Origin of the sequence: Streptomyces flavofungini, from assembly GCF_041028215.1 — a bacterium.
Classification (GTDB): Bacteria; Actinomycetota; Actinomycetes; order Streptomycetales; family Streptomycetaceae; genus Streptomyces; species Streptomyces flavofungini_B.
In genome coordinates this window covers 1-15,481 of record NZ_JASKYR010000120.1, presented here as the reverse complement: position 1 = coordinate 15,481, position 15,481 = coordinate 1, and the positions used below count along the sequence as shown (strand labels likewise).

The following is a 15,481-nucleotide window of genomic DNA, read 5'->3' as shown; positions in this document are numbered from 1 at the left end:
TGGCCGAACTGCTGCGGTACGAGGAACAGGGCGKACGGGTGCACTGCGCGGCCGTCGACTGCGCCGACGAGACGGAGCTGAGGGCCTGGCACGCCGAACACCTGCGCCTGCGACGGCCGCCGGTCGGGGGCCTCGTGCACTGTGCCGGGGTCGTCGAGGACGAGCTGATGCAGCGGATGAGCAGGGACACCTTCCGGCGCGTCCTGCGGCCCAAACTGAACAGCGGCTGGCTGCTGCACCGCCTCTTCGCCCGAAGCCCGCTGGAGTTCTTCGTCCTTTTCGGCTCGGTCGGCTCGGTCATCGCCTCCGCGGGACAGGCCAACTACGCCGCCGCCAACGCCTTCCTCGACGCGCTCGCCCAGCACCGCAGGGCGCTCGGACTGCCCGCCCTGAGCATCGGTTGGGGCCCGTGGTCGGTGGGCATGGTGGAGGAGCTCGGCCTGCGGGAGATGTACGCGCGGCGCGGCATCGAGCTCATCACCCCCGAGGCGGGCACCCGCGTCCTCGGCCGCCTCATCGGCCAGCGCCCGGCCCACGTCGTCGCGATCACCGCCGACTGGGCCGCCGCACGGGCCGCGTCGACGGGAGGCGGGCTGCCCCCGATGTTCGCCGAACTCGGCGTGACAGCGAGCGGCCTGCCCGACGAGGACGAGGCAGCCGGAGCCGACGCCGTACTCGCCGCCCTGCGCCGGGCCCCGGCAGCGGAGCGGCTGACCGCCCTCACCGGCCATCTGCACGCCATCGCGGCGCTCGTGCTCCGGCTCGGCCCCGCGGAGTTCGGCGACGACGACAACCTCAGCAGCCTGGGCATCGACTCGCTCATGGCCGTCGAGGTCAAGAACCGCGTCGAGGCGACCCTGCGCGCGGAGATCTCGGTCCTCGACCTGCTCCAGGGGATGAGCGTCGCCGACCTGGCCGCGCGGCTGCTGCCGCTCCTGGATCTGGCGGACCCGGCCGGGACCACCGAGGCCGAACCCGAAGCCCCAGGTCCGGAGCAGCGTCCCGACGACCTCGCCGCACTCCTCGCGCAGGTGCCACCCGAGGAACTGGAACGCCTCCTCGACGAACTGGAGCAGGACCCCACCGACCACGCGACGGGAGCGATGAACCATGACCCAGCCGCTTAGCCGACTGCGCCGCGCCGTGATGGGCGTCCCCGACGCGGAGGCCATCGGCTTCAGCCGGGGCGACACCCCGACGTGGCGGCACCTGGAGACCGTCGTGCGGACCGCCGTCGGCGGCTACCACAGCGTCCTGGACAGCAGCCGCATGGAGGACCTCGTCCCCCGCCTCGACCGCACCCCGCTGGAACTGCGCGGCTACGCCTACGAGGGCGCCGCCATGGGACTGACGGGCCTGGACTGCTTCCTGCCGGGCGCCTCCCGCCTCCAGGCCTACCTGGCGGGCCCCGGCAGCCCGCACGTGTACATGGTCCACATCGGCGCGGGCGAGGCACTCGCCCGGCTGCGCCGCAGGCCCGAACCCTTCATGCGGCGCCTGAGTGATCCCGCGCTGCGCTGGCTGGTGATGGACGGCTACGGCTTCCACGAGGGCTTCTTCAAGGAGCGCAGGTTCGTGGACCGGCAGCAGGTCCCCGCGCACCTCTCGCCGTTCGCCCGGCGGGTCTTCGACCAGGGCGTCGGGCGGAGCATCTGGTTCACCCGGGGAGCCGACCCCGGCGACATCGCCCGGACCGTCGCCGACTTCCCCAGCCACCGCCACGCCGACCTCTGGGTGGGCGTCGGAGTGGCCTGCGGCTACGTCGGGGGAGTCGACCGGGCGGCCGTGGAGGCCCTGCGCGGGGCGGCCGGACGGCATGTGACGCGGATGGCGGTCGGCGCGGCGTTCGTGGCCAAGGGCCGCATCCGGGCGGGCAACCCCATCCCCGACACTGACCTGGCCTGCGAGGTGCTGTGCGGCCTCTCCGGCGAAGCCGCCGCGCACCACGTCGACCGGGCCTTCAAGGACCTGCCCGACACCCCGTCCGCACCCGCCTACGACGTCCTCCAGCGGCGCCTCCACACCGCCCTCGCCGCCGTCCCCACCCCCACGGGAGAGGCGTCATGACCGTACTGGGCGCCCTGCTGCGCCCGCTCTTCGAGGTCGCGCCCACCGATCTGCCCCCGGCCGCAACGGACGGCACGGCCGCCGCCGAGCGGCTCAGCGAAGTCGTCTACACCGTCACCGAGTGCTGCCGGACGACGCTGCTGAACCGGCGTGAGACCGCCCTGCTCGCGAAGCTGGACGCCTACCCCGACGAACTGCTCGGCTTCGCCTACGAAGGCGCCGGGGTCGGGCTCGCCGCCCTCGACCATCTGCTGCCGTGGCGCGGGCGCACCCGCCGCTTCGTGGCCGGACCCGCGAGCGCCTACGTCTTCGCGGTCTACCTCGGCGCGGGTATGGGACTCGCCCGCCTTCGCCGCGACCCCGAACCGTTCCGGCGACGGCTGTGCGACCCCGTCTTCAACTGGGTGGTCCTGGACGGCTACGGCTTCCACGAGGGCTTCTTCGCCCACCGCCGCCACGTCCAGGAGCGCGCCACGCCCCGGCACCTCAGCGGCTACGCCCTGAACGCCTTCGACCACGGTCTCGGCCGCAGCATCTGGTTCGCCACCGGAGCCGAGGTCAAACGCGTCGTCGCCACCATCGACGCCTTCCCCGCCGCCCGCCGGGGCGACCTCTGGGCGGGCGTCGGGCTCGCCTGCGGCTACACCGGCGGCGTCGACGAGCCCACGGTCCGCGCGCTGCGCGCCCGCGCCGATGAGCACCGTGCACGGCTCGCCGAGGGCGTGATCGTCGCCGCGCGGGCCCGGCGGCAAGTGGGCAACGGGGCCGAGCACAACGAGGTCGCCTGCCGGGTGATCTGCGGCATCGACAGCGCGGAGGCGGCCGATGTCGCCGCGCGGGCCCTGGCCGACCTGCCCGTCGACGAGGTCGAACCGGCCTACGAGATCTGGCGCAGGCGGATCCGCCGCCAGTTCGCCTGACCAGAGATGGGGGAAAAGTGTCCAACTCGGAAATCGCCATCCGCTTCTTCCTGCAACTGACCGCGATCCTCGCGGCCTGCCGCCTGGTGGGACTGCTCGTCCGCCGCATGGGACAGCCCCTGGTCGTGGGGGAGATGATCGCCGGTGTCCTGCTGGGGCCCTCCCTGTTCGGCCTCCTCCTCCCGGACGCCCAGGAGAAGCTGTTCCCCGCCGGACCCTCGATGACCATGATCTACGTGGTCGCCCAGGTCGGCCTCGTCCTGTACATGTTCCTGGTCGGGCTGGAGTTCGACACCAGCCTGATACGCCACCGCCTCCCCAGCGCCGTCTCGATCTCGATGGCCGGGGTCTTCACCCCCCTCGCCCTCGGCGCGCTGACGGCGGCCCTGCTCATCCAGCAGGACGGCACGTTCTTCACCGAGGGCGTCAAGTCCTGGCAGGCCATGCTGTTCATGGGCTCCGCCATCGCCATCACCGCCTTCCCGATGCTCGCCCGCATCATCTTCGAGCGCCGTCTGACCGGCACCTCGCTCGGCACGCTCGCCCTCGCGGCGGGTGCCACGGACGACGCGATCTCCTGGTGCCTGCTCGCCGTCGTCCTCGCGGTGTTCAAGAACGACATGCAGATCGCCTTCCTGGCCATCGGCGGCGGCATCGTCTACGCCGTCTTCGTGCTGACCGTGGGCAAGCGGCTGCTGACCCGCCTCGGGACCAGGGCCGAGCGGGAGGGGAACGTCAGCTCGCCCGTCATGACGCTCGTCCTGATGATCCTGATGCTGGCGGCCTGGTTCACCGACTACGTCGGCATCTACGCGGTGTTCGGCGCCTTCATCCTCGGCGCCGCCATGCCGCGCGGTCTCTTCGCCGACCGCGTCCGCGCCGCCTTCGAGCCCCTCACCACCCATCTGCTGCTGCCGCTGTTCTTCGTCTTCTCCGGCCTGAACACCGAGATCGGACTCGTCAACAGCTTCGCCCTGTGGGGCGTCGCCCTGCTCATCCTCGCGGTCTCCGTGCTCGGCAAGGGGGTCGCCTGCTGGTTCGCCGCACGGCTGCACAAGGAACCGCAGCGCGAGGCCCTCGCCCTGGGCAGCCTGATGAACGCGCGCGGCCTGATGGAGCTGATCCTGCTCAACATCGGGCTCCAGGAGGGCCTGATCACACCGACCCTCTTCACCATCCTGGTCTTCATGGCGATCGCCACCACGCTCATGGCGACCCCGCTGTTCGAGCTGGTCTACGGCCGCCACCGCACCAGGACCGCACCCGTGCTCGTGGCCGTCGAGGTACCCGCGGCCGTCGCCGACCCGAAGGGAAGCCGCACATGAACGTGCCGCTCGGAACCCTGCTCAAACCGGTCTTCCCGCTCTCCGCCGACGCCTTCCCCGAGATGGCCGCCGAGCGGTTCGGCGCCCAGGAGGACATGGACAAGACCTGGCGGCTGTTCGAACCGGTGGCCCGGACCCTCGTCGACAGCTTCTACCTCACCCTCGACCACCCGCGCCACCAGGACCTAATCCCCCGGCTGAACGCCTTGCCGCCGGAGCTGCGGGGCATCGGCTACGAAGGCGCCGGGATGGGCCTGATGCTGCTCGACAGCCTCTTTCCGTACAGGAACCGGCTGGCCGCCTTCGTCCACGGGCCCGGCGCGCCCTACCGGTGCCTGGTCCACATCGGCGCCGGACTCGTCCTGCCCCGCGTCCCCCTCGGCACCGAGCGCTTCCTCGCCCGCCAGGACCCCTTCCTGCGCTGGCTGGTGATGGACGGCTACGGCTTCTACGAGGGGTTCTTCTCCTGGCGGGACACCGTCGAACGGCACCGGACGCCGCGTGGCATCCGGGGTTACGCGGCACGCTCCTTCGACCAGGGGATCGGCCGCAGCCTGTGGTTCTCCACGGGCGCCAACGTGGAGCGGATCATCGGCACCATCCGCGCCTTCCCCGCCCCGCGCCAGGGCGATCTGTGGAGCGGCATCGGCCTGGCCTGCGCCTACGCGGCCGGAGTGATGGACCGCGCGACCGTCGCCACGCTCCTCGACGCGGCGGGACACCACCGCGCCGACATCGCGGCGGGCTGCGCGGTCGCCTCCATCTTCCGCGAGCAGTCGGGACAGCCAGCCCCCCACACCGACCTGGCGTGCGAGGTCATCTGGGGACAGACAGCCACCTCGGTCGCCGCCCTCGCCCACGCGGCGGGCCGCGCCCTCGGCGCGACCGGCCACGCCGGACACACCGACCCCGCCGGGCAGACCGACGACACACCCGCCTACGAACGCTGGCGACAGCGGATCAAGACCGCCTGGACCCGCACGACCGCCGCCGCACCCGCCCCGAGGGAGGTCGGCGCATGACCGCGACCGGAGCCGTACGCAGGCGCCTGTTCGGCATCCCCTCCGCCCGGGCCGTCTTCTCCCGGCCGGGGTTCGCCCCGGAGGCATGGGAGAGGTTCGCGCCCGTCGCGTGCTCGCTCATGGAGGGCTACCACGCGGCGCTTGAGGACCCGCGCCCGCACATCCTCACCCCGCGCCTCGACGCGGTGGAGCCGGAGGTCCGGGGGTTCGCCTACGAGGGCGCGGGCATGGGCATCGCGGCCCTGGACGCCCTCACCCCGCGGCAGCGGCGCCTCGACGCCTTCGTCGCGGGACCCGCCGCCGCCCACATCTACCCCGTCTACGTCGGCGTCGGCCTCGCCTACGCCCGGCTGCACCGCACGCCGGAGAGCCAACTCGCGCGCCTCGACCCGCTCCTGGGCTGGGTGACCGCCGACGGGTACGGGTTCCACGAGGCGTTCTTCCGGCGCCGCAGGTACGTGGAGGAGCACGCCGTACCCACCCGGCTCACGCCGTACGGCCGCCGCTTCTTCGACCAGGGAATCGGCCGGGCGCTGTGGTTCTCGGGCGGCGCGGTGGTCGAACGTGTCGCCGGCCTCGTCGCGGGGTTCCGGCCCGAACGGCACGCCGACCTGTGGAGCGGCGTCGGCCTGGCGGCGGCCTACGGCGGCGGCGCCGACGAGGCCGCGCTGCGCACGGTGCTCACCCACGCCGCCGCGTACCGCCCGCAGTTGGCCAGGGGCGCCGCCGTCGCCGCGTGGGGACGCCGCACCGCGGGCAACCCCGCCGCGCACACCGACCTCGCCTGCCGGGTCTTCTGCGGACGCGACGCCGAGAAGGCGGCCACCGCGGTCGCGGAGGCGGCCGCCGAACTGCCGGTGATCAGCGTCGAACCGCGCTACGAGATCTGGCGACGGCGCACCGAGGACCTGCTCACCGGCTGAGGCCCGAGGGGGCGTCCGCACGGCCGCCCACCCGACGCCGCACACCCACCTCCAGGAAAGGGAATCGGCCGTGTACGACGCCATCGTCATCGGTGCCCGTGTGTCCGGTGCACCCACCGCCATGCTGCTCGCCAGGAAGGGCTACCGGGTGCTCCTGCTGGACCGGGCCACCTTCCCCAGTGACACCGTCTCCACCCACATGATCACCGTCGAGGGCAGTGCCCGGCTCAGGCGCTGGGGGCTGCTCGGCCAGGTCGAGGCCTCCGGCTGCCCCGCCGTGACCAACATCGTCCTCGATCTCTGCTTCGACCGGTACGGCCACTTCACCCTGGAGGGCTTCCCCTACCCCGACGACGACGGGTTCGCCGCCCTCTACGCCCCCAAGCGCACCGTCCTCGACAAGCTCCTCGTGGATGCCGCGGCCTCGGCCGGTGCGGAGGTCCGGGAGGGCTTCTCGGTGCGCGAGGTGCTCACCGAGGGCGACCGCGTGGTGGGGATCCGCGGCCGGGGCGCCAGCGGCATCACCGTCACCGAGCGGGCCCGCATGGTCATCGGCGCGGACGGCCTGCGGTCCCTCGTGGCACAGACCGTCGCGGCCCCCGAGTACCACGTCGTCCCGCCCAAGGCCTTCGGCTACTACACGTACTGGAACGACGTGCGCCTGAAGGGCCTTGAGTTCTCCACCCGACCGGGCAGCACCGTCATCGCCTTCCCCACGCACGACGAGCAGGCCGCCGTCTTCGTCGAGCGGCCCGAGCGCGACTTCGCCGACTTCAAGGCCGATGTGCACAGCGGCTATCTGAAGACGGTGGACGACATAGCGCCGGACCTGCGGGCACGGCTCGACGGCGGCAGCCTGGCGCACCGCTTCATGGGCGCGGGCAACCGCCCCAACTTCTTCCGCAAGCCCTACGGGCCCGGCTGGGCCCTGGTCGGTGACGCCGGGGTCCACAAGGACCCCATCACCGCCCAGGGCATCACCGACGCCTTCAGGGACGCCGAACTCCTCGCCCAGGCACTCGACGCCGGGTTCTCCGGACGGATGCCCCTCGAATCGGCCCTGCGCACCTACGAGCACCGGCGCGAGGAGGCACTCAAGCCGCTCTACGACTTCATCGTCGACCACGCCGCCATGGAGCCCTTCGACCCCGCCTTCCAGGACGTGCTCGCCGCGATGCGGGGCAACCAGGACGCCATCAACCGGTTCTTCGGCGTCATCCAGAACACCGTTCCCTGGGGCGAGTTCTTCTCGCCGCGCAATCTCTCCGCCCTCATGGGCCTCGGCGACCCCGACCTGCCCGCCGAGCCGGAACCCGCCGTCACCGGCTGAACCGGCGGCCTCCGGACGGCGCCCCCCGCCGGGCGCCGTCCGCCCTTCGCACCCACCGTGGAGATCCCATGGCCTACGTGATCACCGAAGCCTGCGCCACGAGCAAGGACACCGCCTGCTGGGAGGCGTGCCCCGTCGACGCCATCCACCCCGGTCCCGGCGACGAGTCCTTCGGCCGCCACCTCCAGCTCTACATCGACCCCACCGAGTGCATCGACTGCGGCGCCTGCGAACCGGTGTGCCCCGTCGAGGCGATCTACCCCGAGGAGGACCTCCCGCGCGAGTCCCGCCAGGCGGCCGCCGCCAACCGGGACTTCTTCGCACCGCGCCCGGCCTGACACCGCTCCCCGGCACTCAGCTGTAGTAGTCGATCTTCTCGTCCAGGACCCCGATGGCCCGCCGCAGCGCCGTCACCCGCTCCTGAAGGGCCGCACGGCGCTCGCGCAGAGCAGGTGACCAGGCCGATCCAGAAGACGTCGTCCTCGGTGTACTCCCTGCGCCCGCCGCCGGAGCGCCGGATCGGGCCGATCAGCCCTTTGCGCTCGTAGTACCGCAGCGTGTCGATGGAGACCCCGGTGCGTTCGGCTGCCGCCGCCGGGGTCAGGGTTGGGGGTGGTCAAGAGGGGCTCCATTCGGGACCGTCGCTACCGTGCCTCGGCGAAGCGCGCCAGGTGCTCGTCGGTGAGGCGGACCCGGCGCGCGGCCAGTGCTTCCTCGATCTGCTCCACCCGGCTCACGCCGACGATGGGGTCGATGCCCTGCCGCGTCAGCCAGGCGAGGACGACCTGGTTCGGCGTGGCCGCCAGCTCACCGGCAATGCCGTCGAGGACCGCGAGCACCCGCGTGGTGCCGGGGTGATCATAGATCGGCGGCAGGGGCTTGTCCGCGCGGACGTAGGAGCCCCACATCAGTGAGCTGTACGACCACACGTCGAGCCCCTCAGAGCGTGCGAGGTCCATGTCCTCGGCGGTGAGCAGGCGGTGGCCGCCCTCCGCGAGGGTGGTGAGCGGGCGCGGCTGGACGAGCGAGTGGCGCAGTTGCAGGGACGTCCACGGCTCCATGCCCCGGTCGCGGGCGAGCGAGCGGGCACGCTCCACGCGCCAGGCGGCGTGGTTGGCCGCCCCGACGCGCCGGGCCACGCCCTTGGCCACCAGCTCGCCGAAGGCGCCGACGGTCTCCTCCAGCGGCACGGAACGGTCCTCCGCGTGCGCCCACAGCAGATCGACGTGGTCGACGCCGAGGCGTTCCAGGCTCTCCGCCACACCGGCGTGGACGGCGGGCGCCGAGAGGCCCTCGGCGCTCTCCGGCGCGTGCGGAACGCGTGGGTTGTGGCGGACCTTCGTCGCGATCCGCACCCTTTCGCGGGCGCCGGGACGGGCCCGCAGCCAGGCGCCTATGACGCGCTCACTGGCGCCGCCTACACCGCTGGGGTCGGTCCAGAAGGTGTAGCAGTTGGCGGTGTCGAGCCAGCCGCCGCCGCCCGCGACGAAGGCGTCGAGGATCGCGAAGGACTGTTCGGGGTCGACGCGTGTGCCGAAGTCCATGGTGCCCAGGACGACCTGGGGGTCGGTGTTCTCCATGCCCGTCATCCTCGGATCTGGAGCGCGCTCCAGGTCAAGCGGTCAAGCGAGCAAGCGGTCAAGCGAGCATGCGGTCAAGCAGTGCTGGATCACCGTTCGCCGGAGAGCTCCGCGAGCGCGTCGCGGCCCGCCGCAAGGACGGCGTCGGGCGCGAGACGGGCGAGCACCGGCAGGGCGTGCCACCAGCCGCCGGAGGTGAGCGCCTGTGCCAACAGGGCCCTGGCCCGGGGCAGATCGGGCCCGGACGGCGGCGGCAGGAGCAAGCCCGCCAGGCGGCCGGACACGCGGAGGACGTCGTACTGGTCCTCGTACAGCGGTACGGCGACCACGTCCCCCGGCACACAGGCGGCGTGGGCGGCGAGGTGCGCCAGGACCTCCGCGCGCTCGCTCTCACCGCGCGCCTGCCGGGCCAGCGCGAGAGCCGCGTCGTGGTCCCCGACACCCGCGCGGACGAGCGCGAGCGTCCCGGCCAGTGCGGCGGGCAGCCGCTTGTCCCGGTGCTCGTCGGCGAGCGGGTCGATGTAGGCGCGAAGGGCGTGCTCACGGTCGGCGGCGGCCTCGACCAGACCGGCCAGCACGGTGTCGACCCAACTGGGCTCGCTCTGCCCGAACCGCGCCCACCGCTGCCGCCGCTGATCGAGCTGGAGCGGGTACGGCCCGGGGGAGCGGGCGTCGAGCAGCTCCCGCACGGCGGAGGCGCGCCGCTCGTCGTGGTGGCCGACGGCGACGAGCAGTTCGGCGATGAGCCCATGGCCCGAGGCCTGGCCGGTCAGCTCGTGCAGGACGAGGTCGGCCATGCGGCCCGCCCATTCCGGCGCGTGCGGCCACAGCAGTGCGACCGCGTGGACGCGGGTCCGCAGGTGGTCGTCGGAGAAGGGCGACAGCACACCGGTCGCGTGGGCGTCGAGCACCTCGGCCACCCGGTCCGCGGCACCGGCACCGGCCAGCGCCTGCACGGCGGCGGTCAGCGCGCCGGGCACCCTGCCGAGGTCGTCGGCCGTGGGCAGTCCGGCAAGGGCGCGCTCGGCGAGCCGCAGGGCGCGCTCCTGGTCCGACGGGCATACGGCCAGGGACACGGCCGCCAGACCACGGGCGCGCACGGCCGGATCGGTGAGCGCCTCGGCCAGCCGCTCGGCGTCGTCGGGGTGGCCCGCCGACGCCAGCGCGCCCGCCAGCTCGGCGAACTGGTCCTGCTGGTGCGCGGAGAGCGTCCGTCTGGCGCCGGGGAAGCCACTGACGGCCAGACGCAGCAGCCGCAGCGACCGCCCGGGGTCGTCCGCCGCGTGGTGCACGGCCAGCGCGCACAGCGCCTCGGCGGTGACGTGCCGCGGCACCCCCGCCGCCGTGCCGAGCCAGGCCTCGGCGTCCGTGCTCCGCCCGGACGCGGCGAGCAGTCCGGCGACCTCCGCCGCGCTGCCGCCCTGATAGAGGTCCACGGTGTCGCTGCTCCACGTGGGCGCGAGCGCGGTCCAGGCCGCCGCGGCGTCGCCCTCGCGCGCCCACCCCTGGGCGAGCACCCTGGACATCTCGCCCCAGTCGTACATCTGCTGGATCCAGCCTGCGGCGTGTACATCGGGCGTCCGGGCGGACGCGAACTCCTCCGCCTCCGCCATCCGGCGGTCGGCCACGAGTGCGTAGACGACGCCGGGCGCACCTCGGACCACCCCGTGCGCATCGGGGTCGAGCCACGCGGCACGGGCCGCCCGGGCCAGGGATCGTGCCGCCTCGGGGCGCGTCGCGCGCAGGGCCTCGGCGGCGATCGGCGGCAGTCGCAGGTCCTCGGGGTGCCGCGCCACGAGAGCGAGCAGAGCGTCGTGGACCCGGTCCCGCTCGTCCGGGCGGTGACAGTCCGCCCAGGCCCGCGCGAGGTCCGCCAGCAGCTCGGCACGGTGATGCGCGTAGGCGTTCCCGCCCACGGCGTCCTCGGCCGCCCGCAGCAGTCCGGACATCGCCTCGGCGTCCCGTACTCCACCGGCCGCGAGGACCACGGCCCGGGCGAACCCCGCCGCGTCCTCGGACGTCCGTGGCCGGGGCAGCTCATCCAGGAGCCGGACCGCCTCCGCCCGCCGTCCCGTTCCCGCGAGGGCGGCCGCCTGGATGCCTTTCGCGTTCCACCACGACGTCACCACCTCGTGCGGGTGGGGCCCGCCCGCTTCTCCCTCGACCAGGTCGAGGGCGTCCTCCGCCAGGCCCGGGGCCCGCCGGTCACCCGCCTCCGCGAGGACCCGGGCCAGCTTCGCCGTGGCGATCGCCCGGTTCAGCGGATGAAAGACGCTGCGGGCGAGGCCCACGGCGAGCCGGACCCTGCCGATCCTGCCGTAGGCCGCCGGTACGTCCAGGTGCAGTTCCTCGTTGCGGCGGGCCACCAGGTCGCCCGCGACCGCCAGCGCGGTCAGCGCTTCCAGCTCCTCCGTACCGGTCTCGCGCCCGAGCCCGAGCACCGTTTCGTGCACCGCCGCCATCTCCGCGAGGCACGCCGCGTCGCTCTCCGTCTCCGCGCGCAGCCGGGCGTGCCGCCGGGGGTCGGTCACCAGGGTCACGGCCAGCCGGGCGTCCCGGGCGTTCCGCAGGGTGGCGGACATCCTGCCGTAGGGCAGCAGGAGGTACGCCGGAGTGCCGTCGGGCCAGCCGTCCCGGGCGTATCCGGCGGCCCAGGCACGCAGCCGCTCCAGGTACGGGCCGAGATCCGGCCCGAACTCCTCCCGCGCGACCGCGAGGAGAGTCTCGTGGGAAAAGACGTACCCGGGCCCCCGCCCGGCCGAGATGCTCTCCTCGCCGGAGGAACCGGGCGAGCCGCCGCCGCTCGGCCGCAGGATGCGCCCGAAGCCGCTGTCCAGCAGTCGGCGCAGTTCGAACTCGGGCTCACCCGTGAGCGCGCGCAGGTCCCCGGCCTTCAGCGGGCCGCGCGCGGCGGTGAACAGGCCGACCAGATCGCGCTGCGTACGGGGGCCCGACAGCGCCTGGCGCAGCTCGTACCTGGCCTCGTGCTCGGTGTGCCGCGCCGCGGCGTTGGCCGTGAGCGGCAGTACGGGACAGCCGCGCAACGGGTGGCCGCCCGCGACGTCCACCGGGATTCCCGGACCGGGGCGGCTGGTGACCAGCACGCGGACCTGGGGCGGCAGGCCTTCCGGCAGCAGCGACGCGATGCTCCGTGCGGGGCCCGCGGTGCTTCCGGTCGCGGTGTCCGCGGGGAGCAGGGACTGGTCCTCGTCGAGTCCGTCCACGATCAGTAAGAGGGTGCCGCCCTCTCCGTGGACCCGCTCCGCCGCCTGATGGAGCAGCAGGGTGCGCTCGCCGTTGCGGGCGGGCGACGCGTCGCGGCTCACCGGCTCGCGTCCGGCGATCATCGCGAGCTGGTCGACGACGGCCTCGGCATAGGCGCCGCTGTCGCCCTGACCGGCATGGCGCGCGGTGACGAAGAACCACACCGGGACCACCCCGCGCGGCGGATGCAGGGCGAACCAGGCCATGAGCGCCGTCTTCCCCGCCCATGGCGCGCCCTGGACCCACAGATAGGGCTCGCTGCCGCCGCAGAACGCGACGAGTGAGTCGATCTCTTGGCGGCGGTCCCGCAGCTCCCGTGGTGCCAAGTCGGTCAGTTGTGCCCGGTAGGACTCCTGGAGGAGGTCGCGCGGGGAGGCGGGCAGCACGTCCGGCAGCGCGTCGGGACGCAGGGCGCGGCCCAGCACCGCTTCCAGGGTGCCGAGTTCGTCCGGTGCGAGGGTCTCGGCCCAGCGGTCCACCCGGCCCGCCGCGATGCGTCCGGGTCCGTCGGCCAGGTGGTGCCGGGTGACCACGCCGATCAGGAGCCCGCCGCTGAAGACGGCGGCTCCGGACATCCCCTCCCAGGCGTCCCACGCGGTGCCGGGGTCGTTCGCGGGCGGTGCGTCGACGCTGAGGTCGAGCGTTCCCTCACGCCGGTTGGACAGGGCGGCGCATCCGGCGTGGACGTGCTCGGCGTCCCGGAAGCTCGAACCGCCGCTCTCCGTGCGGAGCTTGAAGCGGGGAAACCCCACGGCGGTGCAGCGCACCGCGGCGTCGTGCTCACCGAGACGGCCGTACGAGGCGGTGTCGCCGGGGTCGGCTCGTCGGTCCGCGCCGATGCCCGCGAGGTCGAGCACGGCGATGTCGATTCCGGGGTGCCGCCACCGTACGTCCGCCGCGACGACCCGCTCGCCCGGCCGGTCGGCCTGGAAGCGCACGCGCAGGTCCGACGCCCCCTCGACGACATGGGCGGCGGTGAGCACCCGGCCGGGCGCGACCAGGTACCCCGAGCCACGCCGTCCGCGCCCACCACCGGGCGGGGCGGCCAGGATCTCGGCCACCCGCTCCACCCTCAGCACGGGGTCACCTCACCGCTCGCCCTCGACTTCCTCACCGCCGATGAGCAGGGACCGTGTCCCGTTCTCGCCGGGCGCCCGCACCTTCGGCACGAGGGTGACGGCGATCCGCTGGGTCTGGGCGTGTGCGTACTTCCCGTTCGCCCCGGCGTCGACCACCCACAGCCGCACCTTGGCGTCCGCCCCGCCCTCACGGCTCACGGCGACGGTCGCCTCCAGCTCGACGGGCCCGAGCTCGAACCGCACCGCGTCGTCGGCGCCATCGGCCAGCGCCACGGAGAGCTGGTTCCGCAACTCGCGGATCATGTCCGACAGTTCGATCACGCGCCGTCCCCCTCGTATCCCCCTTGCAGCGGACCCAGATCCTACAAGGGGGCGCTCCGGCCGCCGTCCGACGACCACCGTCGCCGAGGGGCGCCACCCACCGCGTACAAGGCTGAGACCAGGTGTTTAGACTGCGGAACGTACCAACGTCGCGTCGAACGCGGCGCGACCGACCAATTTGTATGGGGGAATTCCACGTGCGTATCCGTACGGGGGCGGCGTCCGCTGCCCTGGCCACTGTGCTCGCATTCGGTGTGGCCGTTCCGGCTCAGGCCGCAGGCTCCGACGCGTCGCAGGACCGCGCCGTCGCCGCCGAGAAGTCGACCCGCTCCTCCGGTATCGGGGCGTTCCGGACCATGGGTGACAACGTTCACTTCTCGCACCAGGTGCGGGGCAACATCAACGCCCACGGCTGGTGGAAGAGCCTGAGCGGCCCGGCCAGGGGTGTCAAGGCCAAGGTCACGGTGTGGCTCCAGGTCAAGCGCGGGGGCGCATGGAAGACCATCGCCGAGGACCACAAGAACGTCTACCAGGGCGGCGGCAGCGGCAAGCGCGCGGCTGCCGCGCACAAGTGCACCCCGTACGTGGGCCTGCTTGAGTTCCGCAGCGTCATCGACGTCGACCTGATCGGTTACCCGGACGACAGCCACAAGAAGATCACCGCGACGCAGAAGCTCGGCTGCGGTCTCTGATCAACGGCTGAGGCGGTGCCGGAGGATACGCTTCCGGCACCGCCCGCTTCTCTCTCCGGGAGTGCCCGCCTGTGTTTCCCCCCACCGTCGTCGTCGGCCTGCACGGAACCCTTGAGCTGCACGCGTGGTTCGACCGGGTGGTGACACGCGAGGCGGATGCCGGGACCGGTCCCGATGCCGGTGCCGATGCCGGGGGCTCCGTCGCGGAGGAGGTCCTCTTTCTCGCGGTCGACCGGGCCGGTTCCTACGGCTGGCGGACCGTGGGCGGTCTGCTGCACGAGGACGGCGAGGTCACGGCGTCCCACGCACCCACGGCCTGGGCCCACCAGGAGGTGGGCGGCGACTGGACGCAGGACGGCGGGGTGCGTGAACTGGCGTGGCTCGGCGCCGGAGTGGACACCGACCCTCCGCGTCCGGGGCTCCCCGTACGGCCGATCGCCCTGGTGCTGTCCGAGACGCTGGCCCGCGCGGGCACGGTGACGTTCACCGGCCTGCACGCCCTGCTGCCGCTTGAGGACACCGAGCGCGACACGGCCTTCCACCAGATCGAGCTGGCCCCGTGGTTCGGTCTCGCCGACCCGGACCTCCGGTTCGAGGTGGTGGTGACCGTCTCCTGCCGCCCCGGCGAGGACGGGGCGGGCGAGCACGACGCGGAAACCCTGAGCGAAGCCGTGCGGGAGAAGGCGCAGGGGGCGCTCGACGTGACCGCGCAGAGGCCCCCGGACGGGCTTCCGGGGCTCGGCCTCGACCTCGGCCGATCGGTGTACACCGACGGGATGCGCGAGGCGGTCCGGTTCGGCTGCACCACGCGCGAGTGGTCGCCGGACATCGCGGTGTGGCTGGTGGAGATGACGGCTGAGGCCCTGCGCGAGGCGGGTCGGCCGACGCCGGTGGTCGTTACGGCCTCGCTGGCGGCACCGCCGCCCGCGAAGCCATGATCCGAGTCGCCCGTCCCTCC

13 protein-coding genes and 1 pseudogene are annotated in these 15,481 nt (G+C 73.4%); 10 read left to right on the top strand and 4 right to left on the bottom strand.

Features of this window, described 5'->3' with window-relative positions:
* The 8 genes from AB8Z36_RS11305 to AB8Z36_RS11270 all read left to right on the top strand — a co-directional run.
* On the top strand, positions 1–1,127 hold a 1,127-nt coding region (locus AB8Z36_RS11305; protein WP_369213106.1), incomplete at its 5' end, for a beta-ketoacyl reductase.
* A complete protein-coding gene (locus AB8Z36_RS11300) occupies positions 1,111–2,067 on the top strand; it encodes a DUF1702 family protein (RefSeq protein WP_369213105.1) in 957 nt (318 codons plus the stop codon). The genes AB8Z36_RS11305 and AB8Z36_RS11300, both read left to right, overlap by 17 nt.
* A complete protein-coding gene (locus AB8Z36_RS11295; protein ID WP_369213104.1) occupies positions 2,064–2,987 on the top strand; it encodes a DUF1702 family protein in 924 nt (307 codons plus the stop codon). The genes AB8Z36_RS11300 and AB8Z36_RS11295 overlap by 4 nt, the downstream gene beginning before the upstream one ends.
* Positions 2,988–3,004: 17 nt before the next feature.
* On the top strand, positions 3,005–4,312 hold the full coding sequence (locus AB8Z36_RS11290; protein WP_369213103.1) for a cation:proton antiporter: 1,308 nt from the start codon (positions 3,005–3,007) through the stop codon (positions 4,310–4,312).
* A complete protein-coding gene (locus tag AB8Z36_RS11285) occupies positions 4,309–5,334 on the top strand; it encodes a DUF1702 family protein (RefSeq protein ID WP_369213102.1) in 1,026 nt (341 codons plus the stop codon). Before AB8Z36_RS11290 ends, AB8Z36_RS11285 begins: the two co-directional genes overlap by 4 nt.
* Positions 5,331–6,257, top strand: coding sequence for a DUF1702 family protein (locus AB8Z36_RS11280; protein ID WP_369213101.1), 927 nt, complete (start codon positions 5,331–5,333; stop codon positions 6,255–6,257). The genes AB8Z36_RS11285 and AB8Z36_RS11280 overlap by 4 nt, the downstream gene beginning before the upstream one ends.
* 70 nt (positions 6,258–6,327) lie before the next feature.
* Positions 6,328–7,587: an NAD(P)/FAD-dependent oxidoreductase gene (locus tag AB8Z36_RS11275; RefSeq protein ID WP_369213100.1), complete on the top strand. Its 1,260-nt coding sequence runs from the start codon at positions 6,328–6,330 to the stop codon at positions 7,585–7,587.
* 68 nt (positions 7,588–7,655) lie between these two features.
* Positions 7,656–7,925, top strand: coding sequence for a 4Fe-4S dicluster domain-containing protein (locus AB8Z36_RS11270; RefSeq protein WP_369213099.1), 270 nt, complete (start codon positions 7,656–7,658; stop codon positions 7,923–7,925).
* Between the two features lie 16 nt (positions 7,926–7,941).
* Here the strand turns inward: AB8Z36_RS11270 and AB8Z36_RS11265 are convergent.
* The 4 genes and pseudogenes from AB8Z36_RS11265 to AB8Z36_RS11250 form a co-directional block, all read right to left on the bottom strand.
* A pseudogene (locus tag AB8Z36_RS11265) lies at positions 7,942–8,191 on the bottom strand (MerR family transcriptional regulator).
* 40 nt (positions 8,192–8,231) lie between these two features.
* Positions 8,232–9,167 (bottom strand): aldo/keto reductase, encoded by a 936-nt coding sequence (locus AB8Z36_RS11260; RefSeq protein WP_369213098.1) that lies wholly within the window; start codon positions 9,165–9,167, stop codon positions 8,232–8,234.
* A gap of 89 nt (positions 9,168–9,256) precedes the next feature.
* Positions 9,257–13,510, bottom strand: a complete 4,254-nt coding sequence (locus AB8Z36_RS11255) for a trypsin-like peptidase domain-containing protein (protein WP_369213097.1) — start codon at positions 13,508–13,510, stop codon at positions 9,257–9,259.
* Between the two features lie 9 nt (positions 13,511–13,519).
* The gene (locus AB8Z36_RS11250) at positions 13,520–13,831 is read right to left on the bottom strand and encodes a trypco2 family protein (RefSeq protein ID WP_369213096.1); all 312 of its coding nucleotides are present in this window, start codon (positions 13,829–13,831) and stop codon (positions 13,520–13,522) included.
* A gap of 239 nt (positions 13,832–14,070) precedes the next feature.
* Here AB8Z36_RS11250 and AB8Z36_RS11245 point away from each other — a divergent pair, with 239 nt between their 5' ends.
* A complete protein-coding gene (locus AB8Z36_RS11245; RefSeq protein ID WP_369213095.1) occupies positions 14,071–14,523 on the top strand; it encodes a hypothetical protein in 453 nt (150 codons plus the stop codon).
* 71 nt (positions 14,524–14,594) lie between these two features.
* Positions 14,595–15,461: a hypothetical protein gene (locus AB8Z36_RS11240; protein ID WP_369213094.1), complete on the top strand. Its 867-nt coding sequence runs from the start codon at positions 14,595–14,597 to the stop codon at positions 15,459–15,461.
* The last annotated feature ends 20 nt before the right edge of the window (positions 15,462–15,481 follow it).

Coding starts and splice junctions, on each gene's coding strand:
- AB8Z36_RS11285 (WP_369213102.1), top strand. CDS start 4,309: ATGAACGTGCCGCTCGGAACCCTGCTCAAACCGGTCTTCCCGCTCTCC.
- AB8Z36_RS11270 (WP_369213099.1), top strand. CDS start 7,656: ATGGCCTACGTGATCACCGAAGCCTGCGCCACGAGCAAGGACACCGCC.
- AB8Z36_RS11300 (WP_369213105.1), top strand. CDS start 1,111: ATGACCCAGCCGCTTAGCCGACTGCGCCGCGCCGTGATGGGCGTCCCC.
- AB8Z36_RS11295 (WP_369213104.1), top strand. CDS start 2,064: ATGACCGTACTGGGCGCCCTGCTGCGCCCGCTCTTCGAGGTCGCGCCC.
- AB8Z36_RS11280 (WP_369213101.1), top strand. CDS start 5,331: ATGACCGCGACCGGAGCCGTACGCAGGCGCCTGTTCGGCATCCCCTCC.
- AB8Z36_RS11260 (WP_369213098.1), bottom strand. CDS start 9,167: ATGGAGAACACCGACCCCCAGGTCGTCCTGGGCACCATGGACTTCGGC.